17 protein-coding genes are annotated in these 16,983 nt (G+C 59.1%); 10 read left to right on the forward strand and 7 right to left on the reverse strand.

Annotation, left to right across the window (positions count from 1 at the left end; all coding sequences use genetic code 11):
- Positions 1 to 36 precede the first annotated feature (36 nt).
- The gene (locus AC1ME2_RS10405) at positions 37 to 1,167 is read left to right on the forward strand and encodes a sensor histidine kinase (RefSeq protein ID WP_480440912.1); all 1,131 of its coding nucleotides are present in this window, start codon (positions 37 to 39) and stop codon (positions 1,165 to 1,167) included.
- 158 nt (positions 1,168 to 1,325) lie between these two features.
- Here the strand turns inward: AC1ME2_RS10405 and AC1ME2_RS10410 are convergent, their stop codons facing one another.
- Both AC1ME2_RS10410 and cbpA read right to left on the reverse strand, forming a co-directional pair.
- Positions 1,326 to 1,631 (reverse strand): chaperone modulator CbpM, encoded by a 306-nt coding sequence (locus AC1ME2_RS10410; RefSeq protein WP_480440913.1) that lies wholly within the window; start codon positions 1,629 to 1,631, stop codon positions 1,326 to 1,328.
- 2 nt (positions 1,632 to 1,633) lie between these two features.
- Positions 1,634 to 2,578 carry a curved DNA-binding protein gene (cbpA, locus tag AC1ME2_RS10415; protein WP_480440915.1) on the reverse strand — a complete coding sequence of 315 codons (945 nt, stop codon included), beginning with the start codon at positions 2,576 to 2,578 and terminating at the stop codon, positions 1,634 to 1,636.
- A gap of 328 nt (positions 2,579 to 2,906) precedes the next feature.
- Between cbpA and AC1ME2_RS10420 the strand changes: the two genes are divergently transcribed.
- Positions 2,907 to 4,172, forward strand: a complete 1,266-nt coding sequence (locus AC1ME2_RS10420) for an Hsp70 family protein (protein ID WP_480440916.1) — start codon at positions 2,907 to 2,909, stop codon at positions 4,170 to 4,172.
- 83 nt (positions 4,173 to 4,255) lie between these two features.
- Here AC1ME2_RS10420 and AC1ME2_RS10425 read toward each other — a convergent pair whose 3' ends face one another.
- A complete protein-coding gene (locus AC1ME2_RS10425; protein WP_480440917.1) occupies positions 4,256 to 5,266 on the reverse strand; it encodes an AI-2E family transporter in 1,011 nt (336 codons plus the stop codon).
- A gap of 304 nt (positions 5,267 to 5,570) precedes the next feature.
- Positions 5,571 to 6,356: an AraC family transcriptional regulator gene (locus tag AC1ME2_RS10430; protein ID WP_480440918.1), complete on the reverse strand. Its 786-nt coding sequence runs from the start codon at positions 6,354 to 6,356 to the stop codon at positions 5,571 to 5,573.
- Between the two features lie 97 nt (positions 6,357 to 6,453).
- On the opposite strand from AC1ME2_RS10430, the gene AC1ME2_RS10435 reads away from it, so the two are divergent.
- On the forward strand, positions 6,454 to 7,341 hold the full coding sequence (locus AC1ME2_RS10435) for a DMT family transporter (RefSeq protein ID WP_480440919.1): 888 nt from the start codon (positions 6,454 to 6,456) through the stop codon (positions 7,339 to 7,341).
- On the opposite strand, the gene AC1ME2_RS10440 is transcribed toward AC1ME2_RS10435, so the two are convergent.
- Positions 7,336 to 8,226 carry a lipase family alpha/beta hydrolase gene (locus AC1ME2_RS10440; RefSeq protein ID WP_480440921.1) on the reverse strand — a complete coding sequence of 297 codons (891 nt, stop codon included), beginning with the start codon at positions 8,224 to 8,226 and terminating at the stop codon, positions 7,336 to 7,338. The genes AC1ME2_RS10435 and AC1ME2_RS10440 overlap by 6 nt on opposite strands.
- 235 nt (positions 8,227 to 8,461) lie before the next feature.
- Between AC1ME2_RS10440 and AC1ME2_RS10445 the strand changes: the two genes are divergently transcribed.
- Positions 8,462 to 8,995, forward strand: coding sequence for a ferritin-like domain-containing protein (locus AC1ME2_RS10445; protein ID WP_480442081.1), 534 nt, complete (start codon positions 8,462 to 8,464; stop codon positions 8,993 to 8,995).
- A 167-nt stretch (positions 8,996 to 9,162) separates the two neighbouring features.
- Here the strand turns inward: AC1ME2_RS10445 and AC1ME2_RS10450 are convergent, their stop codons facing one another.
- The gene (locus tag AC1ME2_RS10450) at positions 9,163 to 11,229 is read right to left on the reverse strand and encodes an AsmA family protein (protein ID WP_480440922.1); all 2,067 of its coding nucleotides are present in this window, start codon (positions 11,227 to 11,229) and stop codon (positions 9,163 to 9,165) included.
- 289 nt (positions 11,230 to 11,518) lie between these two features.
- Here AC1ME2_RS10450 and AC1ME2_RS10455 point away from each other — a divergent pair, with 289 nt between their 5' ends.
- The 6 genes from AC1ME2_RS10455 (at position 11,519) to AC1ME2_RS10480 (ending at position 16,041) form a co-directional block, all read left to right on the forward strand.
- Entirely contained in the window at positions 11,519 to 12,151 is a 633-nt protein-coding gene (locus AC1ME2_RS10455) for a TetR family transcriptional regulator (protein ID WP_480440923.1), read from the forward strand.
- A 149-nt stretch (positions 12,152 to 12,300) separates the two neighbouring features.
- A complete protein-coding gene (gene ureE, locus AC1ME2_RS10460; RefSeq protein ID WP_480440924.1) occupies positions 12,301 to 12,801 on the forward strand; it encodes an urease accessory protein UreE in 501 nt (166 codons plus the stop codon).
- The gene (locus AC1ME2_RS10465; protein WP_480440926.1) at positions 12,798 to 13,472 is read left to right on the forward strand and encodes an urease accessory protein UreF; all 675 of its coding nucleotides are present in this window, start codon (positions 12,798 to 12,800) and stop codon (positions 13,470 to 13,472) included. The genes ureE and AC1ME2_RS10465 overlap by 4 nt, the downstream gene beginning before the upstream one ends.
- A 41-nt stretch (positions 13,473 to 13,513) precedes the next feature.
- Positions 13,514 to 14,131 (forward strand): urease accessory protein UreG, encoded by a 618-nt coding sequence (ureG, locus tag AC1ME2_RS10470; RefSeq protein ID WP_480440928.1) that lies wholly within the window; start codon positions 13,514 to 13,516, stop codon positions 14,129 to 14,131.
- 38 nt (positions 14,132 to 14,169) lie between these two features.
- Positions 14,170 to 14,742, forward strand: a complete 573-nt coding sequence (locus AC1ME2_RS10475; protein ID WP_480440929.1) for a HupE/UreJ family protein — start codon at positions 14,170 to 14,172, stop codon at positions 14,740 to 14,742.
- A 159-nt stretch (positions 14,743 to 14,901) separates the two neighbouring features.
- A complete protein-coding gene (locus AC1ME2_RS10480; protein WP_480440930.1) occupies positions 14,902 to 16,041 on the forward strand; it encodes an AGE family epimerase/isomerase in 1,140 nt (379 codons plus the stop codon).
- Positions 16,042 to 16,147: 106 nt separating this feature from the next.
- On the opposite strand, the gene AC1ME2_RS10485 is transcribed toward AC1ME2_RS10480, so the two are convergent.
- The gene (locus AC1ME2_RS10485; protein ID WP_480440931.1) at positions 16,148 to 16,912 is read right to left on the reverse strand and encodes an SDR family oxidoreductase; all 765 of its coding nucleotides are present in this window, start codon (positions 16,910 to 16,912) and stop codon (positions 16,148 to 16,150) included.
- Between the last annotated feature and the right edge of the window lie 71 nt (positions 16,913 to 16,983).

The following is a 16,983-nucleotide window of genomic DNA, read 5'->3' on the forward strand; positions in this document are numbered from 1 at the left end:
CCTCTTTTTATAGCTACCCCAGCAAGGTAACCGGCCATGCGCCTCTCTGAATTCATCGTCCAACACGTTGACCGCATAGCCGATGAATGGGAAAAGTTCGCAAAGACCATAAAGCCCGCAGCCGATTCGATGAACCGAGTGGAGCTACGCGACCACGCCAAATCGATTTTGCTGGCAGCGGCCCGGGACATGACCACCTCGCAGACCGCTGGCGAACAGGCGGCCAAAGCCAAGGGCGAAGGCCAGGGAAAAACCTCAACACTGGATCAGGCAGCCACCAGCCATGGCGAGTTACGCCATACCGTGGGCTTTGATTTGGTTCAGATGACGTCTGAATTTCGTCATTTGCGCGCCAGCGTCATCCGACTATGGGTCGCCAGTCTGAAGTCGCCGGACCTTGCGTACTTTCAGGACATGATTCGCTTCAACGAAGCCATCGATGAAGCGCTGGCCGAATCCACGGCAGCCTATGCCGAGCAGGTGGCACGATCACGGGATATTTTCCTGGCGATTCTAGGACATGACCTGCGCGCGCCGTTACAGGCGGTCAGCATGTCCACAGAGATGCTGGCGCGTAAGCTCGCCCTTGATGAAAGCGCGCAGGCCTATGTGGCGCGCATTAAAGGTGGCACCCGGCACATGGGCGCGATGGTTCGGGACCTGCTCGAGTTCGTGCGCAGCCGCCTGGGTACCCGCTTGCCCGTCGAGCGCAAGCCCATGGACATGACCAGCGCCTGTCGCGAGGCCATCGAAGAAGCCTGCGCCGGGCAACCCGACTGCGATCCGCGCTTTTTGACCAGCGGAGACACCCAGGGCGAATGGGATCGTGGACGCATAGACCAATTGCTGCAAAACCTGATTGGCAATGCGCTACAGCACGGCTCCAACAGCCATGAGGTCAGCCTGACCCTCACTGCCGATGAGCATAACGTCACGCTGCTCATGCACAACTTCGGTGAGCCCATTGCCGAGGACGCGATCGCAACGATTTTCGACCCACTGGTGCGCAGTGCCAGCGAAGACGTCGGCCAGCCCTCAACGAGCCTTGGGCTGGGCTTGTTTATCGTCAGGGAAGTGGTCAATGCCCATCAGGGCAGCATCAAGGTCACCTCAAACGGTACCGATGGCACCACGTTTACGGTGGTATTGCCCAAAATCGCGAAATAATCGCACACCAGCCAAGGTGGAGGCACACCCCGCACCCGTTGTGGGTCTGATGCCGTCTTCGCGAATAAATTCGCTCCCACACAGCCTGCACAGAGGCATGAAATAGGTGGTAGCGAATTCATTCGCGAAGTCAGTGTCCCGGGCGCTATTGAATGGGATCACTCCACCAAAAACCGCCCCAGGCGCTGCTTGAGCATGCGGTTATCGGCCCGCAAGCGCTCGATTTCACCCAGCAGATCCAGCGCCACAGCGACCCCTTGCCATTCCAGCTCTAAATCACGCTGCAACTTGATGGCCCGCTTGGCGATGACCAAGGCGTGAGCGTCGAACAACCAATCATCCGGCTTTTGTCCCTGAGGTTCGAGGATGCCGTGTTCGACGATTTCGATCACGTAGGCGGCCGGTACATCGGTCACCTGACAGAATTCCTTCATATCCAGCTCTAGGATCAGGGTGCTACTCATGATCAGTTACTCCATTGGACCCGCGGATCAAAGGCGGCTTTTTCAGCCAGGCTTTGCCAAATCGCCTTGGTTTCTTCATCGGCAAACGTGGGCATGACAACTTTAAGTTGAGCATACAGATCGCCCCGCTGGCCCTTCTTGTCGAGCAAACCATTGCCTTTGACGCGTAACCGCTGACCGCTCTGGCTGTCAGGCCGGATGGTCAGGTGGATCTTGCCTGTCAGGGTCGGCATAGCGATTTTGGCACCCAGTGCAGCTTCCCACGGGGTCAACGGCACGGTGATGATCAAGTCGTGACCTTCAACATCGAACAGCGGATGAGGTGCCAAACGGATGACCAGGTACAAATCACCATTGGCCCCGCCGCCCACGCCCGGCGCGCCCTGCCCTTTGAGGCGGATACGCTCGCCGTCGGCTACACCGGCCGGAATTTTCACGTTCAGGGTTTTGGTGATGTCCGGCATACGTTGGCCGTCAGCGCTGTGTTGCGCGACCTTGAAGCTGACCTGTTTCGACTCGGTCGACAGGGTTTCTTCGAGGAAGATCGGAAGTTCCATCTCTACATCCTGTCCACGGCGACCGGCGCTGTGCGCGCGGCCTTGCTGAGCCCGACCACCGAAGATCGAGCTGAAAAAGTCTGAAAATTCACCACCAGCTTCATCCCCGAAACCACCTTGAGGGGCGCCACGCCCCTGCCAACCAGGCGGCCCCTGGAAAGGACGACCCTGCTGACCGTACTTGCGCAGATCATCGTATTCGGCGCGTTTGTCCGCACTTTTGAGGACTTCATAAGCCTCTGAAGCCTCTTTGAACTTGCCTTCTGCGCCCACTTCCTTGCTGACGTCTGGGTGATACTTGCGTGCCATCTTGCGGTACGCGGCCTTGATCGCCTTGTCATCCGCAGTCGGTTCCACCCCAAGAATCTTGTAGTAGTCTTTGAAGTCCATCTAACCGTCACCTTCCCCAATTATCCAGCGCAGCCCGAAACGCCCCATGCTCTGCGCATAGCATCCTCTTATTCGGTGCGTTTGGATCGATTAACGTTGATAGCTTATTTTGGCCGTCGGACGAGTTCACGTGATAGTTCAGCTGATTCCCCGTCCAAGCGCCAGTCAATACCCGCAAGATTGGGGGTAATTGCCGCCAGTTCAAGCCTTGCGTGCAGATCAACGGTCAAAATCCTCATTTAAACGCACCTAACCGACGTTTGCCCTACGCATCTGGGGTGGGCTGACATACACTGCGCGGCCGTTTTTTAACTGGAACATGAAACACATGAAAAACGAATCCCCAGCCCGTGCCTGCGGTATCGACTTCGGCACGTCCAATTCCACTGTCGGCTGGCTGCGACCTGGCATGGAGTCGCTTATTGCGCTGGAGGACGACAAGATCACATTGCCGTCGGTGGTGTTCTTCAACATCGAAGAACGCCGCCCAGCCTATGGCCGCATGGCGCTGCACGAGTACCTGGAAGGCTATGAAGGCCGCCTGATGCGCTCGCTGAAAAGCCTGCTGGGTTCCAAACTGATCAAACACGACACCAGCGTTCTGGGGACGGCCATGCCGTTCAAGGACCTGCTGGGGCTGTTTATCGGCGAGCTGAAATACCGTGCAGAGGTCACCGCCGAGCGTGCGTTCGATGAAGTGGTGCTGGGTCGTCCGGTGCACTTTGTCGATGACGACGCCGCCGCCGACCAGGAGGCCGAAGACACCCTGGTGGAAGTCGCCCACAAGATTGGCTTCAAGGAAGTCTCCTTCCAGTACGAACCGATCGCAGCGGCCTTCGACTATGAATCGACCCTCGAGCGCGAAGAGTTAGTGTTGATCGTCGACATTGGCGGCGGTACCTCGGACTTCTCGTTGGTGCGTCTGTCGCCGGATCGGCGCTTTGTCGCCGACCGTCACGATGACATCCTGGCCACCGGCGGCGTACACGTCGGCGGGACTGATTTCGACAAGCAACTCAGCCTGCAAGGCGTGATGCCGCTGTTCGGTTACGGCAGCCGGATGAAGAGCCAGGCCTACATGCCTACCAGCCACCACATGAACCTGGCGACCTGGCACACGATCAACGCGGTGTATTCGCAGAAGTCCCAACTGGCATTAGGCAGCATGCGCTACGACATCGAGGACACCGGCGGCATCGATCGCCTGTTCAAGCTGATCGAGCAGCGCGCCGGGCATTGGCTGGCGATGGAAGTGGAAGAAACCAAGATCCAGCTCACCCATGAACAAAGCCGCCATGTGGCGCTGGACCGAATTCAGCCAGGGTTGAGTGTGGAACTGAGCCGAGCGTTGTTCGAGTCGGCCATCGATGCATTGCTGACGCGGGTGCGCAACAGCGTGTCGAAGCTGCTCACTGATGCAGGTGTGAGTGTCGATCACGTGGATACGGTGTTCTTCACCGGAGGTTCAAGCGGCATTCCGGCACTGCGCAACAGCGTCTCGGCCATGCTGCCCAACGCCCGCCATGTAGAAGGCAACATCTTCGGCAGCATTGGCAGCGGTTTGGCGATTGAAGCTAAAAAGCGCTATGGCTGAGTCAGCCAGATAGAGCGTTCGCCTCCACAGAGGCATGAGATCTCTGTGGGAGCGAATTCATTGGTGAATAATCTGATACCCCGCTAAACCAACCCCTCCTGTCGCAACTCGCTTTTCAAATACGCGTAATAGATCGGCCCAGCCACCACGCCCGGCAGGCCGAAGGCCGCTTCGAAGATCAGCATCGCCAGTAACAACTCCCACGACTTGGCACTGATCTGCCCGCCGACGATCCGCGCATTGAGGAAGTATTCGAGCTTGTGAATCACGATCAGATAACCCAGCGCCGCCAGGGCCACCCAAACCGACAGCGACAAGCCGACAATGGTGATCAGCGTGTTGGACATCAGATTGCCCACCACGGGTAGCAAACCAAGCAGAAAGGTGAGAATGATCAGCGTTTTGGTCAATGGCAGATGAACGCCGCACAACGGCAGGACGACCGCGAGAAACACCGAGGTAAACGCGGTGTTGAGCAGGGCAATCTTGATCTGCGCGAAAACGATATTGCGAAACGCTTCGCTTAAAAGCTTCAATCGACCATACAACGCGGCCGCCAGCGGCTTGCGCTTTTGAACGTCGCCCACCTGCTGCAAAGCGATGATTGCGCCCAGCACCATGCCGATCAGAAGCGTGACGAACATGTGCGCCGCGCCCTTGCCAAGCAGTTGCAGGTCGCCCACATGTTTCGCCAGCCAGGCGCCCAGTGAGATACGGAACTCAGCAGCACTCACGGGCAGATAGCTGTCGATGAACGGTGGCAACTGCCCTCGGGCGCGGTCCACCAGAATCATGAATTTATCCAGTGATGCGCCGGGGTTTTCCGCTTCGTGCAATATAAAGCTGATGGCACCTGCAAACACCAAGGCCAGCAAACTAACCACCAGCGTGCCCAGCAACGCCACCGCGAGCCAACGCGCGCGCTCCCCGGCAATCAACAACTGCAACTTTGGCGTGAGCATATCGACCAGCTCGAAGACCAATAACCCGGCCAGCAGACTTGGCAACAGTTTGAGCGGTAATACCAGCAACAAACCGCCACAAATGATAATCCGACTGGCCAACAACACATGACGCAGAGAAAACGTTGGCATGACAGCCTCAAAACGAACGGCGCGAAAAGGTGGGCAGTCTGCCAGCGTTCTGAGTCGAGGACCAGCGATCCTATAGCCGTGCCGATGATCAACCGATCAAGCACCCGATAACGACCTGAATCAAGGCCGGCAATGGCAGGTTTAAATGTGCTGAGAGTGTTGCGCCACCGGTGATGGCACACCCACGATCAGCAGAGGCAAATGCAGCATCTTCATGGCGTTTTCTCCTGGGTTATCGCACTGGGCCGCGCGGTTTGCGTTGAAGTGTAGCCAACGCTCAGGCATGTGTTACAGCATGTGACTGTCAGACCTTTTTCGCCTGCCGCCGATACTGCTCAGGCGTACATCCGGCCAGACGCTGGAACATCGAGATAAACGCCGAGGCACTGCTGTAGCCCATATCGAAAGCGATTTCCTGCACCGAACGGAGGCCCTCCAGCGCCTCAATGGCCGCCAGAAAACGCAAGCGCTGACGCCAGTCGCCGAAACTCATCCCCAGTTCTCGCAGGCACAGGCGCGCCAATGTCCGTTCGCTGACATGCACCTGGCTGGCCCATTCGACCAAGGGCCGGTTATCCCCAGGATCGGCCTGCAACGCCTGGAGCACACTGATCAGACCGGGACTTTTCGCGTAAGGCAGGTAGCGTGTTTGCACCTGTGCCAGACGCAATTGATCCACTACTACCTGCGCCAGCCGGATGTCAGCGTCGCGCTCGGGGATTTTCACATCACGTTCAGCAAAGTCATTGAGGATCGATTTAAGAATGTCGCTGATCACCAGCGTGCAGGGCTCACTCGGCAAACTGGCGCAGTGTTCGAGGGAGAGATAGACCGAGCGATAGACGATGGCCTGGCGGTTGTAACAACTGTGCTCGGTGTTGGGGGGTATCCACACGGCGTATTGCGGGGGCGACATGAAGCGTTGCCCAGCGATATCCAGCTCCATCACCCCATGGGCGACAAAGTTGAGTTGGCCCCAGGCATGGCTGTGCGCCGCACTGTGGGTGTCGGCGCCAAACTCGTCGTGACGCAGGTAAACCGGGGATGGCAAGCCGGAAAAATCCGGAATCCTTAAAAGCTTCTGGTTCATGCTGTCTGTATTCAAGGGGATGTTGTCTGAAACAGAGTATAGCCATCGATCCAGACAGGCGATAATCCAAGCTCATTTTTCTGGCGGGATTGTTCTCATGCAATACCTGTATCCGTTATTGGCCATTTTGATCTGGGCCGGCAATACCGTGGTCAACAAACTGGCCGTGGGGGTGATCTTCCCCGCCGAGATCGGTTTCTATCGCTGGTTGCTGGCCGGAATCCTGTTCACGCCCTTCTTGCTCAAGCCAGTGCGGGCCAACTGGGCGATGATCAAGCCCAACCTGGGGAAAGTGTTCATCCTCGGCGTGCTCGGTATGGCCGTGTATCAGAGCCTGGCCTACTTCGCCGCGACCCTGACCTCGGCCACCAACATGGGGATCATTCTGTCGCTGATGCCGATGATGGCCCTGACGCTGTCGATCACCAGCCTCGGCAATCGCCTGACGACCGGTGCGCTGGTGGGCGCGGTGCTGTCGTTCAGTGGGGTAGTGGTGGTGGTTTCAGCCGGCAGCCTGAGCGCCCTGATCGAGCATGGCGTGAACGTCGGCGACGCGATGATGCTGGTGGCGACCCTGGCGTATGCGGTCTACAGCACCCTGCTGAAAAAATGGCAATTGCGCATGCCTCCCCTGCAACTGCTGTACCTGCAAGTGTGGGTGGCGATTATCGTTTTGCTGCCGCTGTTTATCCTGTCGCCCAAAGCAGGGCTGAGCCCGAGCAATATCCCGCTGATCCTGTACGCCTGTATTCCCACCTCGATGTTGGCCCCGCTGATGTGGATGCATGCCATCAATCGTCTGGGCCCGAGTCGCACGACGTTGTTTTTCAACCTGCTGCCCGTTGTTACCGCGCTGATTGCCGCAGTCGTGTTGGGTGAACGTCTGGCCCTGTACCACTTGCTCGGTGGTGCGCTGACCTTGGGTGGCGTGGTGCTGGCAGAGCGCTGGAAGACACCGCTGAGGGTCCGGGCACAAGCCTTATAGTCCAGCAGCTTTCAGGCGCTTGGCATGCTTGACGAATAACCCAACCGGGTCCGCGCCCTTGCCCACCAGCCCGAGTGTCTGGTTGACGATATCGAAATGGTCGAGTGGGTAGTCATCACCAATGACCGTCCCCAAGTGCGAACTGAAACGCCCGACCATACCGTCGCACTGCCCCACTTCGCGGGTGAAGGTACGGGCAAACAGGCGACAGGTGACGCTGGTACCGTCCAGACGATTAAGCCCGCGATCACTGCGTCCCGGCTGCAAAGTGCCGGACCAGGAGTAATAGCGCACACCGTTGACCAGCTCTTCGCCCTGCCCGCCCCACGTATCGGGCAAGCCTTGCGGGTAGCGGCTGTTGAACAGCGCCACGCCGGCGGCGGTGAGCGATTGATGAGACGCGTCGACATCAAACGGCAGCTTAGGCCCGCGATAACCGGTCTCCAGCAGACTCATCAGCCCGGCCAGCAGGCGCAGTGCGAAGTTGAGCAGGCGACCTCGGGCAGTGCCTGCGGGGAAGCGTCGTTCCAGATAGTCCGCCAGTTCCGAACCATGGTTGGGCCCGGCGACCGAGGTCACGGACGCCACCAGATCCGGGCGTTTCGCAGCAGCATAGCGAATGGTCAGCGCGCCCTGGCTATGCCCGATCAGGTTGACCTTGGCGGCCCCCGTGTCGTGCATGATGCGCTCTATCTGTTTTAACAGCTGCTCGCCGCGCACTTCGGTGGAATTGACTGAAGACACCATCACCGGAAAGACCTTGGCCCCGCCCCGGCGCAACCTCGACACGATACCGAACCAGTAGGGGTACACCACCAATCGAACAAACCCCAATAACCCGGGGACCATCACCAATGGATAACGCGTCGCCAGTTCTTGGGTCATAAACCTGCATCCTTTGCATTGAGGGATTCAACCATAGCGGCGCTTGCAAGATACCGGCCTAGCGTCTCGCGTCCAATTGAACGTCGCAATACGACAGCCATGCCAAATCTATAAAACTTTCTCGGTGTTCATCACTCACAGCTAAGTACCGATCACGCCAGCGTGTCCGTTTGAAGCTTTTAGCGGGCGCCTCTCAAGAGCGAGACGGAAACCGGATTAGCCCTGGAGATTGATGATGAGCAACGTTCAGCAATTATCAGATGTGAACAGCTTGCGCCAACGTGCGCGCTTGAATGTGGAAAACGGTGCGGTGACCGAGGGTTACAGCGCTGACCGCGAAACCGTATTGCGTTTGCTCAATGAGTCGCTGGCCACGGAACTGGTCTGCATTCTGCGCTACAAACGCCACTACTACATGGCCACAGGCCTGAAGGCCAGCGTCGCGGCTACCGAGTTCCTGGAACATGCTCAGCAAGAGGCCGAGCATGCGGACCTGCTGGCGGAACGGATCGTACAGTTGGGCGGCGAACCGGAATTCAACCCGGACACGCTGTCGAAAAACTCTCACGCGCAATACGTGGCCGGTCATTCACTCAAGGAAATGGTCTATGAAGACCTGGTCGCCGAGCGAATCGCCATCGACAGCTACCGCGAAATCATTCAGTACATCGGCGAACAAGACCCCACCACCCGGCGGATCTTCGAAACCATCCTTGCGCAGGAAGAAGAACATGCGGACGACATGGCGGATATTTTGAAGGATTTGTAAGCCCCCCCTACTCCCACAGTAAATATCCGATCTACTGTGGGAGCGAATTTATTCGCGAAGAGGTCATCAGATCCAACATCATTTGTGCTTGATTCACCGCATTCGCGAATAAATTCGCTCCCACACAGGGTGTCCAGTGGATGCCCAGAGGATGCGACCCGCCTGATTCACTTCACCGTCTTCGGTGCCTTGCCGGCTTTCATCTGGTCCAGCAGTGGCGCGCATTGATTCGGCTCGCCTCCGCTGGGCGCGATCAGGGCGAGCAAACCGGCAGCCGGTCCCATCACGGCGCCAAGCAGCACCATCCCCGCCCCTCTTAACAGCAGCGGCCCGGTCTGAACGCCTGCGTCAGGCTTGGCGAACGGCCCGCGGACATACAGGGGCGAACGCAACGAGAACACCCGCACGCCCTTGGATTCCGGGCTGATTTTCAGGTCCAGTTGCTCGCTGCTGAAGTTCGCGGTGCCCTTGATGTAGACGATTGCGTTCTCGGTGTCGAACACGAACAGCCGTGTCGTCGCCAGACCGTTCTTGATCCCCAGATCGGCCGCAGCACAATTGATCTTCACCGTCTGATCGCCAAACATCTTGCCGACCACATAGTTGCCGACGTTAAGCCCGGCGATCTCCATCAGCCCACGGCTGATGGCGCCGTCATTGACCAGCATCTTCAGATCACCATTGGACGTCCCCAGCAACGCGGCGACCGAATTGCCGCGCCCACTGATGTCAGCGTCACCGTTCAATTCGCCGAAGCTGGTCTTCATCGGTTCGAAGGTAGGAAACAGCTGTTTCAACTTGAAGTTACGCGCCGTGAGCTTCGCCCGCCCTTGCAGTGGCGTGGTACGCCCGTCCAGACGGATATCGGCGTCCAGCTTGCCGCCCGCCACGCCGAAACGCAGGGGTTGCAGACTCAGTTGGCCGCCATCCAGCACGACATGGGTGTATAGGTCCGTGAAGGGCAGGTCTTTGCTCTGGACGATTTTCTTGCCAGTGAACTCCACGTCGGCATCCATCACGCCCCAGCGCTCAGTATGAAACTCCTCCACCGGTAATACCTTGCCCGAGGGTTGCTTGCTGTCGCCACCGCGCTTTTTCTGGGCGGCATTGGCGTCGGCACCAATCAATGGCGCCAGGTCGGCAAGCAGCAACTGGTTGGACACCAGCGCCCCGGTCAGCTTAGGACGCGGCTGGCTGGCAACATAACCGAGATCACCCTGGATATCGCTGTTGCCAATCTTGCCGTTGAAGCCCTCGTACCGAAACGACGCGCCATCGGGCTCATGCAGTTTGGCCACCAGATGACCGTCCGTGGCATAGGCCGGCGAGTCCGGCAAGGTCACGCCCGTCAGCGGGTACAGATTACCGAGGCTGCTGCCCGCCAGCTTCAGGCGCAAATCCAGCGCGCCCAAATTTTGCGGGTCGGTCAGGCTGCCCGCAACGACGATGTGGGTATCGGCAACCTGCAGATCGGCTTGCACCGGGAAAGGTTGTGCCGCGTCTTTGAGCGCCAACAGCCCACCCACTTTGCCAGTGCCGCTGAGTTTCTGGCCGTGGTACTGCCCTTTGACCGTCAGACCGAACGCGTAATCCTGTGGCGCGGCACCTTTGTCCTGAGCTTTTTTCGCCTCGCGGCTGCCGACGATATCGCTAAACGGGATCGGTTTGCCCAGCGGATCAATGACCAGGTCCAGCTGAGTATTCAGGCGTTGGTCGTTGAGGCTGACCACGCCTTTATCGAAGCCAATCGCGCCGATATCCAACACCCATTTCGAAGGCTTGGCGTTTGCATCGGCCTTGGGCAGGTCGAAAGTCCAGTTGGCCCGGCCATCGGCCAGGCGCTCCAGCTTCGCGTCGGGGCCGGTCAAATCGATTCGCGGGATCACAACCTGCTGAAGCAACAACGGCAAGGGTGCTAAACGGAACTCAACACGCTTGAGGGTGACCATTTGTGGATTTTTAGACCACTCCGGATTGCCCAGCGTCAGGTCTTCAGCCACAAAATGCGGCCACGGCAACCATGCGCGCCAGCCCCCTTGATCCGGCTCACGCTGCCAGAGCACCGCGAGATTGCCATTGATGGCAAAGGGTCGATGCAAGGCTTCGGAGACTTTATCGTTGAGGGTCGGTTTGATTCGATTCCAGTCGAACGTGACGATCACAATGGCCAGAACGGCCAGCAGCACCACCAACGTGGCGCCAATCCCGCTAAACACTTTACCGCTGCGCGTCATTGCACGATTCTCCTGATAACCGCCTCGCTCCCGGCCTGTGCCTGGTCGCGCGCCCATACGGCTTTGCTGTTCGACTGAAAAAAACGGTGCTGGTTTGGTCGGCCTGCAAAATAAGCTGAATTCAAACCGATAGTGCCCCTCTACTTCAGGACTGGACAGCGTTTTACCTGATCAAAACCAGCGCTTTCCTACTGGTTACGGGTATTCACTTTTGCAGAAGTCGGTTCGACGAACACGAAGTTCATTTGATAGAGTGCCGCGCAGTCTCCTTTCAGATATCCGCTGCCCCATGCCGCCCCGCGCCGAACAGAAACAACAAACCCGCCACGCCTTGCTGGACGCCGCTCGCAGCTTGATGGAGAGCGGCCGAGGATTTGGCAGCCTGAGCCTGCGTGAAGTGGCCAAAGCGGCCGGTATCGTACCGACCGGGTTCTACCGGCATTTCGAGGACATGGATCAACTGGGCCTGGCCTTGGTCTGTGAAGTGGGCCAAACCTTTCGCGAAACCATTCGTCTGGTACGGCATAACAAATTCGTGGTGACCGGGATCATTGATGCGTCAGTGAAGATTTTTCTCGAGGTGGTCGCCGCCAACCGCTCGCAATTCCTGTTTCTGGCCCGTGAGCAATATGGGGGCTCGCTTCCCGTGCGTCAGGCGCTGGGAGCCCTGCGTGAAGGCATCAGCGCCGACCTTGCCGCTGACTTGGCGGGGATGCCAAAATTGCAGCACCTGGACCCCGATGACTTGGCTGTCATGGCCGATCTTGTGGTAAAAAGCGTCTTCGCCATGTTGCCTGAACTGATCGACCCACCCGCCGAAACCCTCGCCGAACACCTCACGCCCCGCGCCAAGATCACCCAGCAGTTACGCTTCATCTTCATCGGCGCCAACCATTGGCAAGGGCTTGGCAGTACCGAGTGACCTGCAATAGCGCCTTAATCAGCGAGACGCACCAATAGAGTGCTATCTGCACGCAGATGCAGCACTCTCTGCCAGCAAACCCCCATACGATAACTGTTGGCAAGCACCTTGCTCTGCCTACTGCATCGCAATTAGCTGGAGGCATTCTGATGCTGGTGATTCATCGAAGAATCGATCCTCAAGCCACCTGGGCTGCCGAGCTGCATTTGAATTTCGAGGCGCGCAGTAAAAGCCGCCTGCGTTGTTTCAGTGCCGAAGGGGAGGACGTCGGGCTATTTCTCGAACGCGGTCAGCCTCCCCTGCGCGACGGTGAATGCCTACAAGCGGAAGACGGGCGCATTGTTCGCGTGTGCGCCCGGCCTGAACAATTGCTGCACGTCACCTGCCGCAATGCTCATGAACTGACCCGCGCCGCGTATCACCTGGGCAACCGACATGTCGCCCTGCAAGTGGGCGATGGCTGGCTGCGCTTGCTGGATGACTATGTACTCAAGGCCATGCTCGACCAGCTCGGCGCCACCACCGAATCCATTGAGGCCCCGTTCCAACCCGAGCATGGCGCTTATGGCGGCGGCCATCACCATTCGCGGGCAGGCGACGAGGAGTTCAATTACCCACCGCGCATGCACCAGTTTGGTGTGCGTACGTGAACAGCGCCTGGGCGCTGCTGCGTCTGGCCAGTCCGCAGCTGCCGATTGGCGGTTATAGCTATTCACAAGGCCTGGAGATGGCGGTCGAGCAAGCGCTGGTCACTGATTCAGCCAGTGCTCGCCGCTGGATCGGTGATCAACTGTTGCTCAACCTGACCCGTTTCGAAGCGCCTTTATTACTGGCCCATTGCACCGCAGCGGCCCAGGACGATTGGGGCCAATTACTCCAACTGAGTCAGGAGCACCGCGCCAGCCGGGAAACCCGCGAGCTGTATCAGGAAAGCCGGCAGATGGGCTACTCCCTGCAACAACTGCTCAACGGCCTGCCGGAACTGGATCGACCGGCGCGGGCCTTTCTCCTGCAATTGCCTGAGCCGCATCTGGCGCTGGGTTGGGCCTTGGCCGCCCGCGCCTGGCAGATCAGCCCGCAAGATGCCCTGGCCGCCTGGTTGTGGAGCTGGCTGGAGAACCAATTGGCCGTGTTGATGAAAACCCTGCCGCTGGGCCAACAAGCCGCGCAACGCCTGACCAGCGAGTTGGTGCCATTGCTGCAACAGGCCCAACAGCAGGCCACGACAACCGACCCAGAGCATTACGGCAGCGCCGCCTTTGGCCTCTCGCTGGCGAGCATGGCCCACGAACGCCAATACAGCCGACTGTTTCGGTCCTGATTTTTTTGTGCAGAGCCCTGTAGGGCTCAATGGAGAACGTTATGAACAGCCAACCCCTGCGCGTCGGCATCGGTGGCCCGGTCGGTTCCGGCAAGACCGCCCTGACTCTGGCCCTGTGCCTGGCCCTGCGCGACCGTTACAACCTGGCCGTGGTCACCAACGATATCTATACCCGCGAAGACGCCGACTTTCTGGTGCGCAACGAAGCCCTCGCGCCCGAGCGGATCATCGGTGTCGAAACCGGCGGCTGCCCACACACGGCAATCCGCGAAGATGCCTCGATCAATCTGGAAGCGGTGGATCAGTTGAACCGGCGTTTTCCAGGGCTGGATCTGATCATCGTCGAGTCCGGCGGCGATAACCTCTCCGCCACCTTCAGCCCTGAGCTGTCGGACCTGACCATTTATGTGATCGACGTCTCGGCCGGCGACAAGCTGCCGCGCAAGGGCGGCCCCGGTATCTGCAAGTCGGATTTGCTGGTGATCAACAAGGTCGACCTGGCCCCGCTGGTGGGTGCATCGCTGGAGATGATGGACCGCGACACGAAAAAGATGCGCGGTGAAAAACCGTTCGTCTTCAGCAACCAGAAAACGGGGCTCGGTCTTGAGCAGATCATTGCCTTCATCGAGCGTCAGGGTCTGCTGACTCAGGTGGCGTGATCTCACCTTTCAAGGAACTCACTTAAGGAGCGTTAGCCATGAACACCACAAAAAGCCTGTGGGCATTGGCCCTACTGTTGACCCCGGCCTTGGCCTTCGCCCACCCCGGCCATGGTGACAACGGTCTGCTGGCAGGGATCAGCCACCCCTTGAGCGGTCTCGACCACCTGCTGGCGATGCTTGCTGTCGGCCTGTGGGCGGCGCAACAACACGGTGCTGCTCGCTGGGCGCTTCCCTGCACATTCGTTGGCACGATGCTGATCGGCGGTCTCTTGGGGTTTGCCGGCATGAACCTGCCTGCGCTGGAAAGCGGCATCGCGGCCTCGGTGTTTGCGCTGGGCCTGGCAGTGGCACTGGCGGTGCGACCACCCCTGGCGCTGGCCGTGGCCGCGACGGCGTTGTTCGCGCTGTTTCATGGCGTGGCTCACGGCCTTGAACTGCCTGCGATGTCCAACCCGTGGGCTTACGCTGCTGGTTTCGTCGCTGCGAGCGCCGCGTTGCATGCGGTGGGTTACGCAGTGGTGCGCGCCCTGCCCCAAGCCGCTTCGCCACTGGTGCGTATTGCAGGCGCTGCCTCGGCTGCAACCGGGGTTTGGTTGATGGCGGGGTAATCCGCCACGCCTGAGTTGACGCCTTCGCTAATAACTTCGCCCCCACGGATCGCATGCTTTTTGTGGGAGCGGATTTATTCGCGAATGGGTCAGCACGGTGTGCCTGATACAGCGTTGCGTTACCATGTCGCGCAAACGCCCTTGCCGTGACGCCAGCCGATGCCCGATGTTTCCCACTCTGCCTCCACGCCTGAATTGACCGCCGTGTTCACTGCCGTGCAGCGGCATCTTCAGCACGTAATCGTGCCGCTCTGGCTAGGTCCGGGCTGGAACGCGGCGCTGGCGCTGCCCTATGAAGCCGTGGATGCCGATCATCAGCCGTTGCCTCCCCAGCGCTACCGCGCCATGGCGTGTGCGCGGCAGTTGTATCTGTTTTCTAGCCTCATCGATCAGCCCTCGACGCCGGGTGCACGCGTCCGCGCAGCAGCGCTGTTCCGCTCTTTGCAACAGCACTTCCATGATGCCGAGTACGGTGGCTGGTTCTACAGCATCGATCCGCAGGGCGCGCCCCTGGATCGGCGCAAGGACCTGTACACCCACGCGTTCATCATTTTCGCCTGCGCTCATTACTGGGCCAAAGTGCATGATCCGTTGGTCGAGTCGGTACTCAATGCCGCCCTGACCGTGGTGGCCGAGCGCTTCGCCGATGGTGCCGGGTTGTATGAAGCCTGTCTCGATCAGGACTGGTCGGGCCTCGGCAGTGGCCCGTTGCAGAATCCATTGATGCACCTGGCCGAGGCCTTTCTCGCCACCGTGTCCGTGCGCGAAGACCTGAGCACTCAAGCGGCGCTGACAGGGTTGGTCACGGCGATGCAGCAACAATTCATCGACCCGGCGCACGGTGTCATGCTGGAAAAACCATTGGGCGCTGTGAATAACTGGTTCGAACCGGGGCATCAGTTCGAGTGGTTCTTCTTGCTGGAGTCCTCTGCGCTGCTGCGCAACAGTCCGCTGCACGCATCGCTGACCCGAGCGTTCGCGTTTGCCGAGCAACATGGCGTCGATCCGCACACCGGCGCGGTCAAGGCAATGCTGGAGGTGGATGGCTCGGTGCGCGATGGCACCCAGCGAATCTGGGCACAGGCCGAATACCTGCGGGCACTGGCCTTGCGGCCTGACAGCGATGCGTTACTGGAGCGGCAACTGGTCGCCCTGCAACAGCGCTTTCTGTACCCGGCAGGCTGGCATGAATGCCTGGACACCGATGGCAAGGTCAGCCGCAACGATATGCCGTCGACGACGCCCTATCATCTGGCGACCTGCTATGCAGGGCTAGTTGAGTATTTTGATGAGTTCTAAAAGCATTCGCAGCGGGACGCGTAGTTGCAAGCCTGCTCCCACAGGGTATTCCGTCAGTCTGTGGGAGCAGGCTTGCCTGCGAAGAAGCTAACTCGGTGTACCTGACTCAGCCCCGGCTGCGATCAATCGTAAAACCAGCCCAGGTCTGGCTCACCGGCATCAGCTCAAGGCTGTTGATGTTGATGTGCGCAGGCGTGTTCAGCACCCAGAAGATGGTCTCGGCGATGTCCTGTGGCTGGATTGGCTCGGCGCCCGCGTACGTTGCGTCATAACGTTCCTTGTCACCGGCAAAACGCACCAGCGAGAACTCGCTTTCGCACAGGCCCGGCTCGATGTTGGTCACGCGTACGCCAGTGCCCACCAGGTCGCAGCGCAGGTTCAGCGAGAACTGTTTGACGAACGCTTTGGAGGCGCCATACACGTGGCTTCCCGGGTACGGATAATTACCCGCGATTGAACCCAGGTTGATGATCCCGGCCCCACGCCCATGGGCAATCAACCGTGGCAGCAACAAACGGGTGCTGTACATCAGCCCTTTGATGTTGGTGTCGACCATGGTGTCCCAGTCATCCAGGTCACATTTCGGCGCAGGGTCCACACCCAGTGCCAGACCGGCGTTGTTGATCAACCCGCGCAGGGTCGCGAATTCAGCCGGCAGACCCTCGATGGCGGTCTCCATGGCCTGACGGTCGCGTACGTCCAGCACCAGGCCATGGACGTTGGTCTGCTTGGACAACTCGGCGCACAGCGCATTGAGGCGCTCTTCACGGCGGCCCGTCAGCACCAGGGACCAGCCAGCGTCGGCAAATCGACGGGCGCACGCTTCGCCAAAGCCGGAAGTGGCACCGGTAATGAACACAGTGGAAGTCATATCTTTCTCCTGATTTGGCTTGAACGCAGCGCAGCCATGATGACGAATAAGGGAAACAGGCCAGCAGAATG

This window comes from Pseudomonas sp. ASL9, from assembly GCF_056680335.1.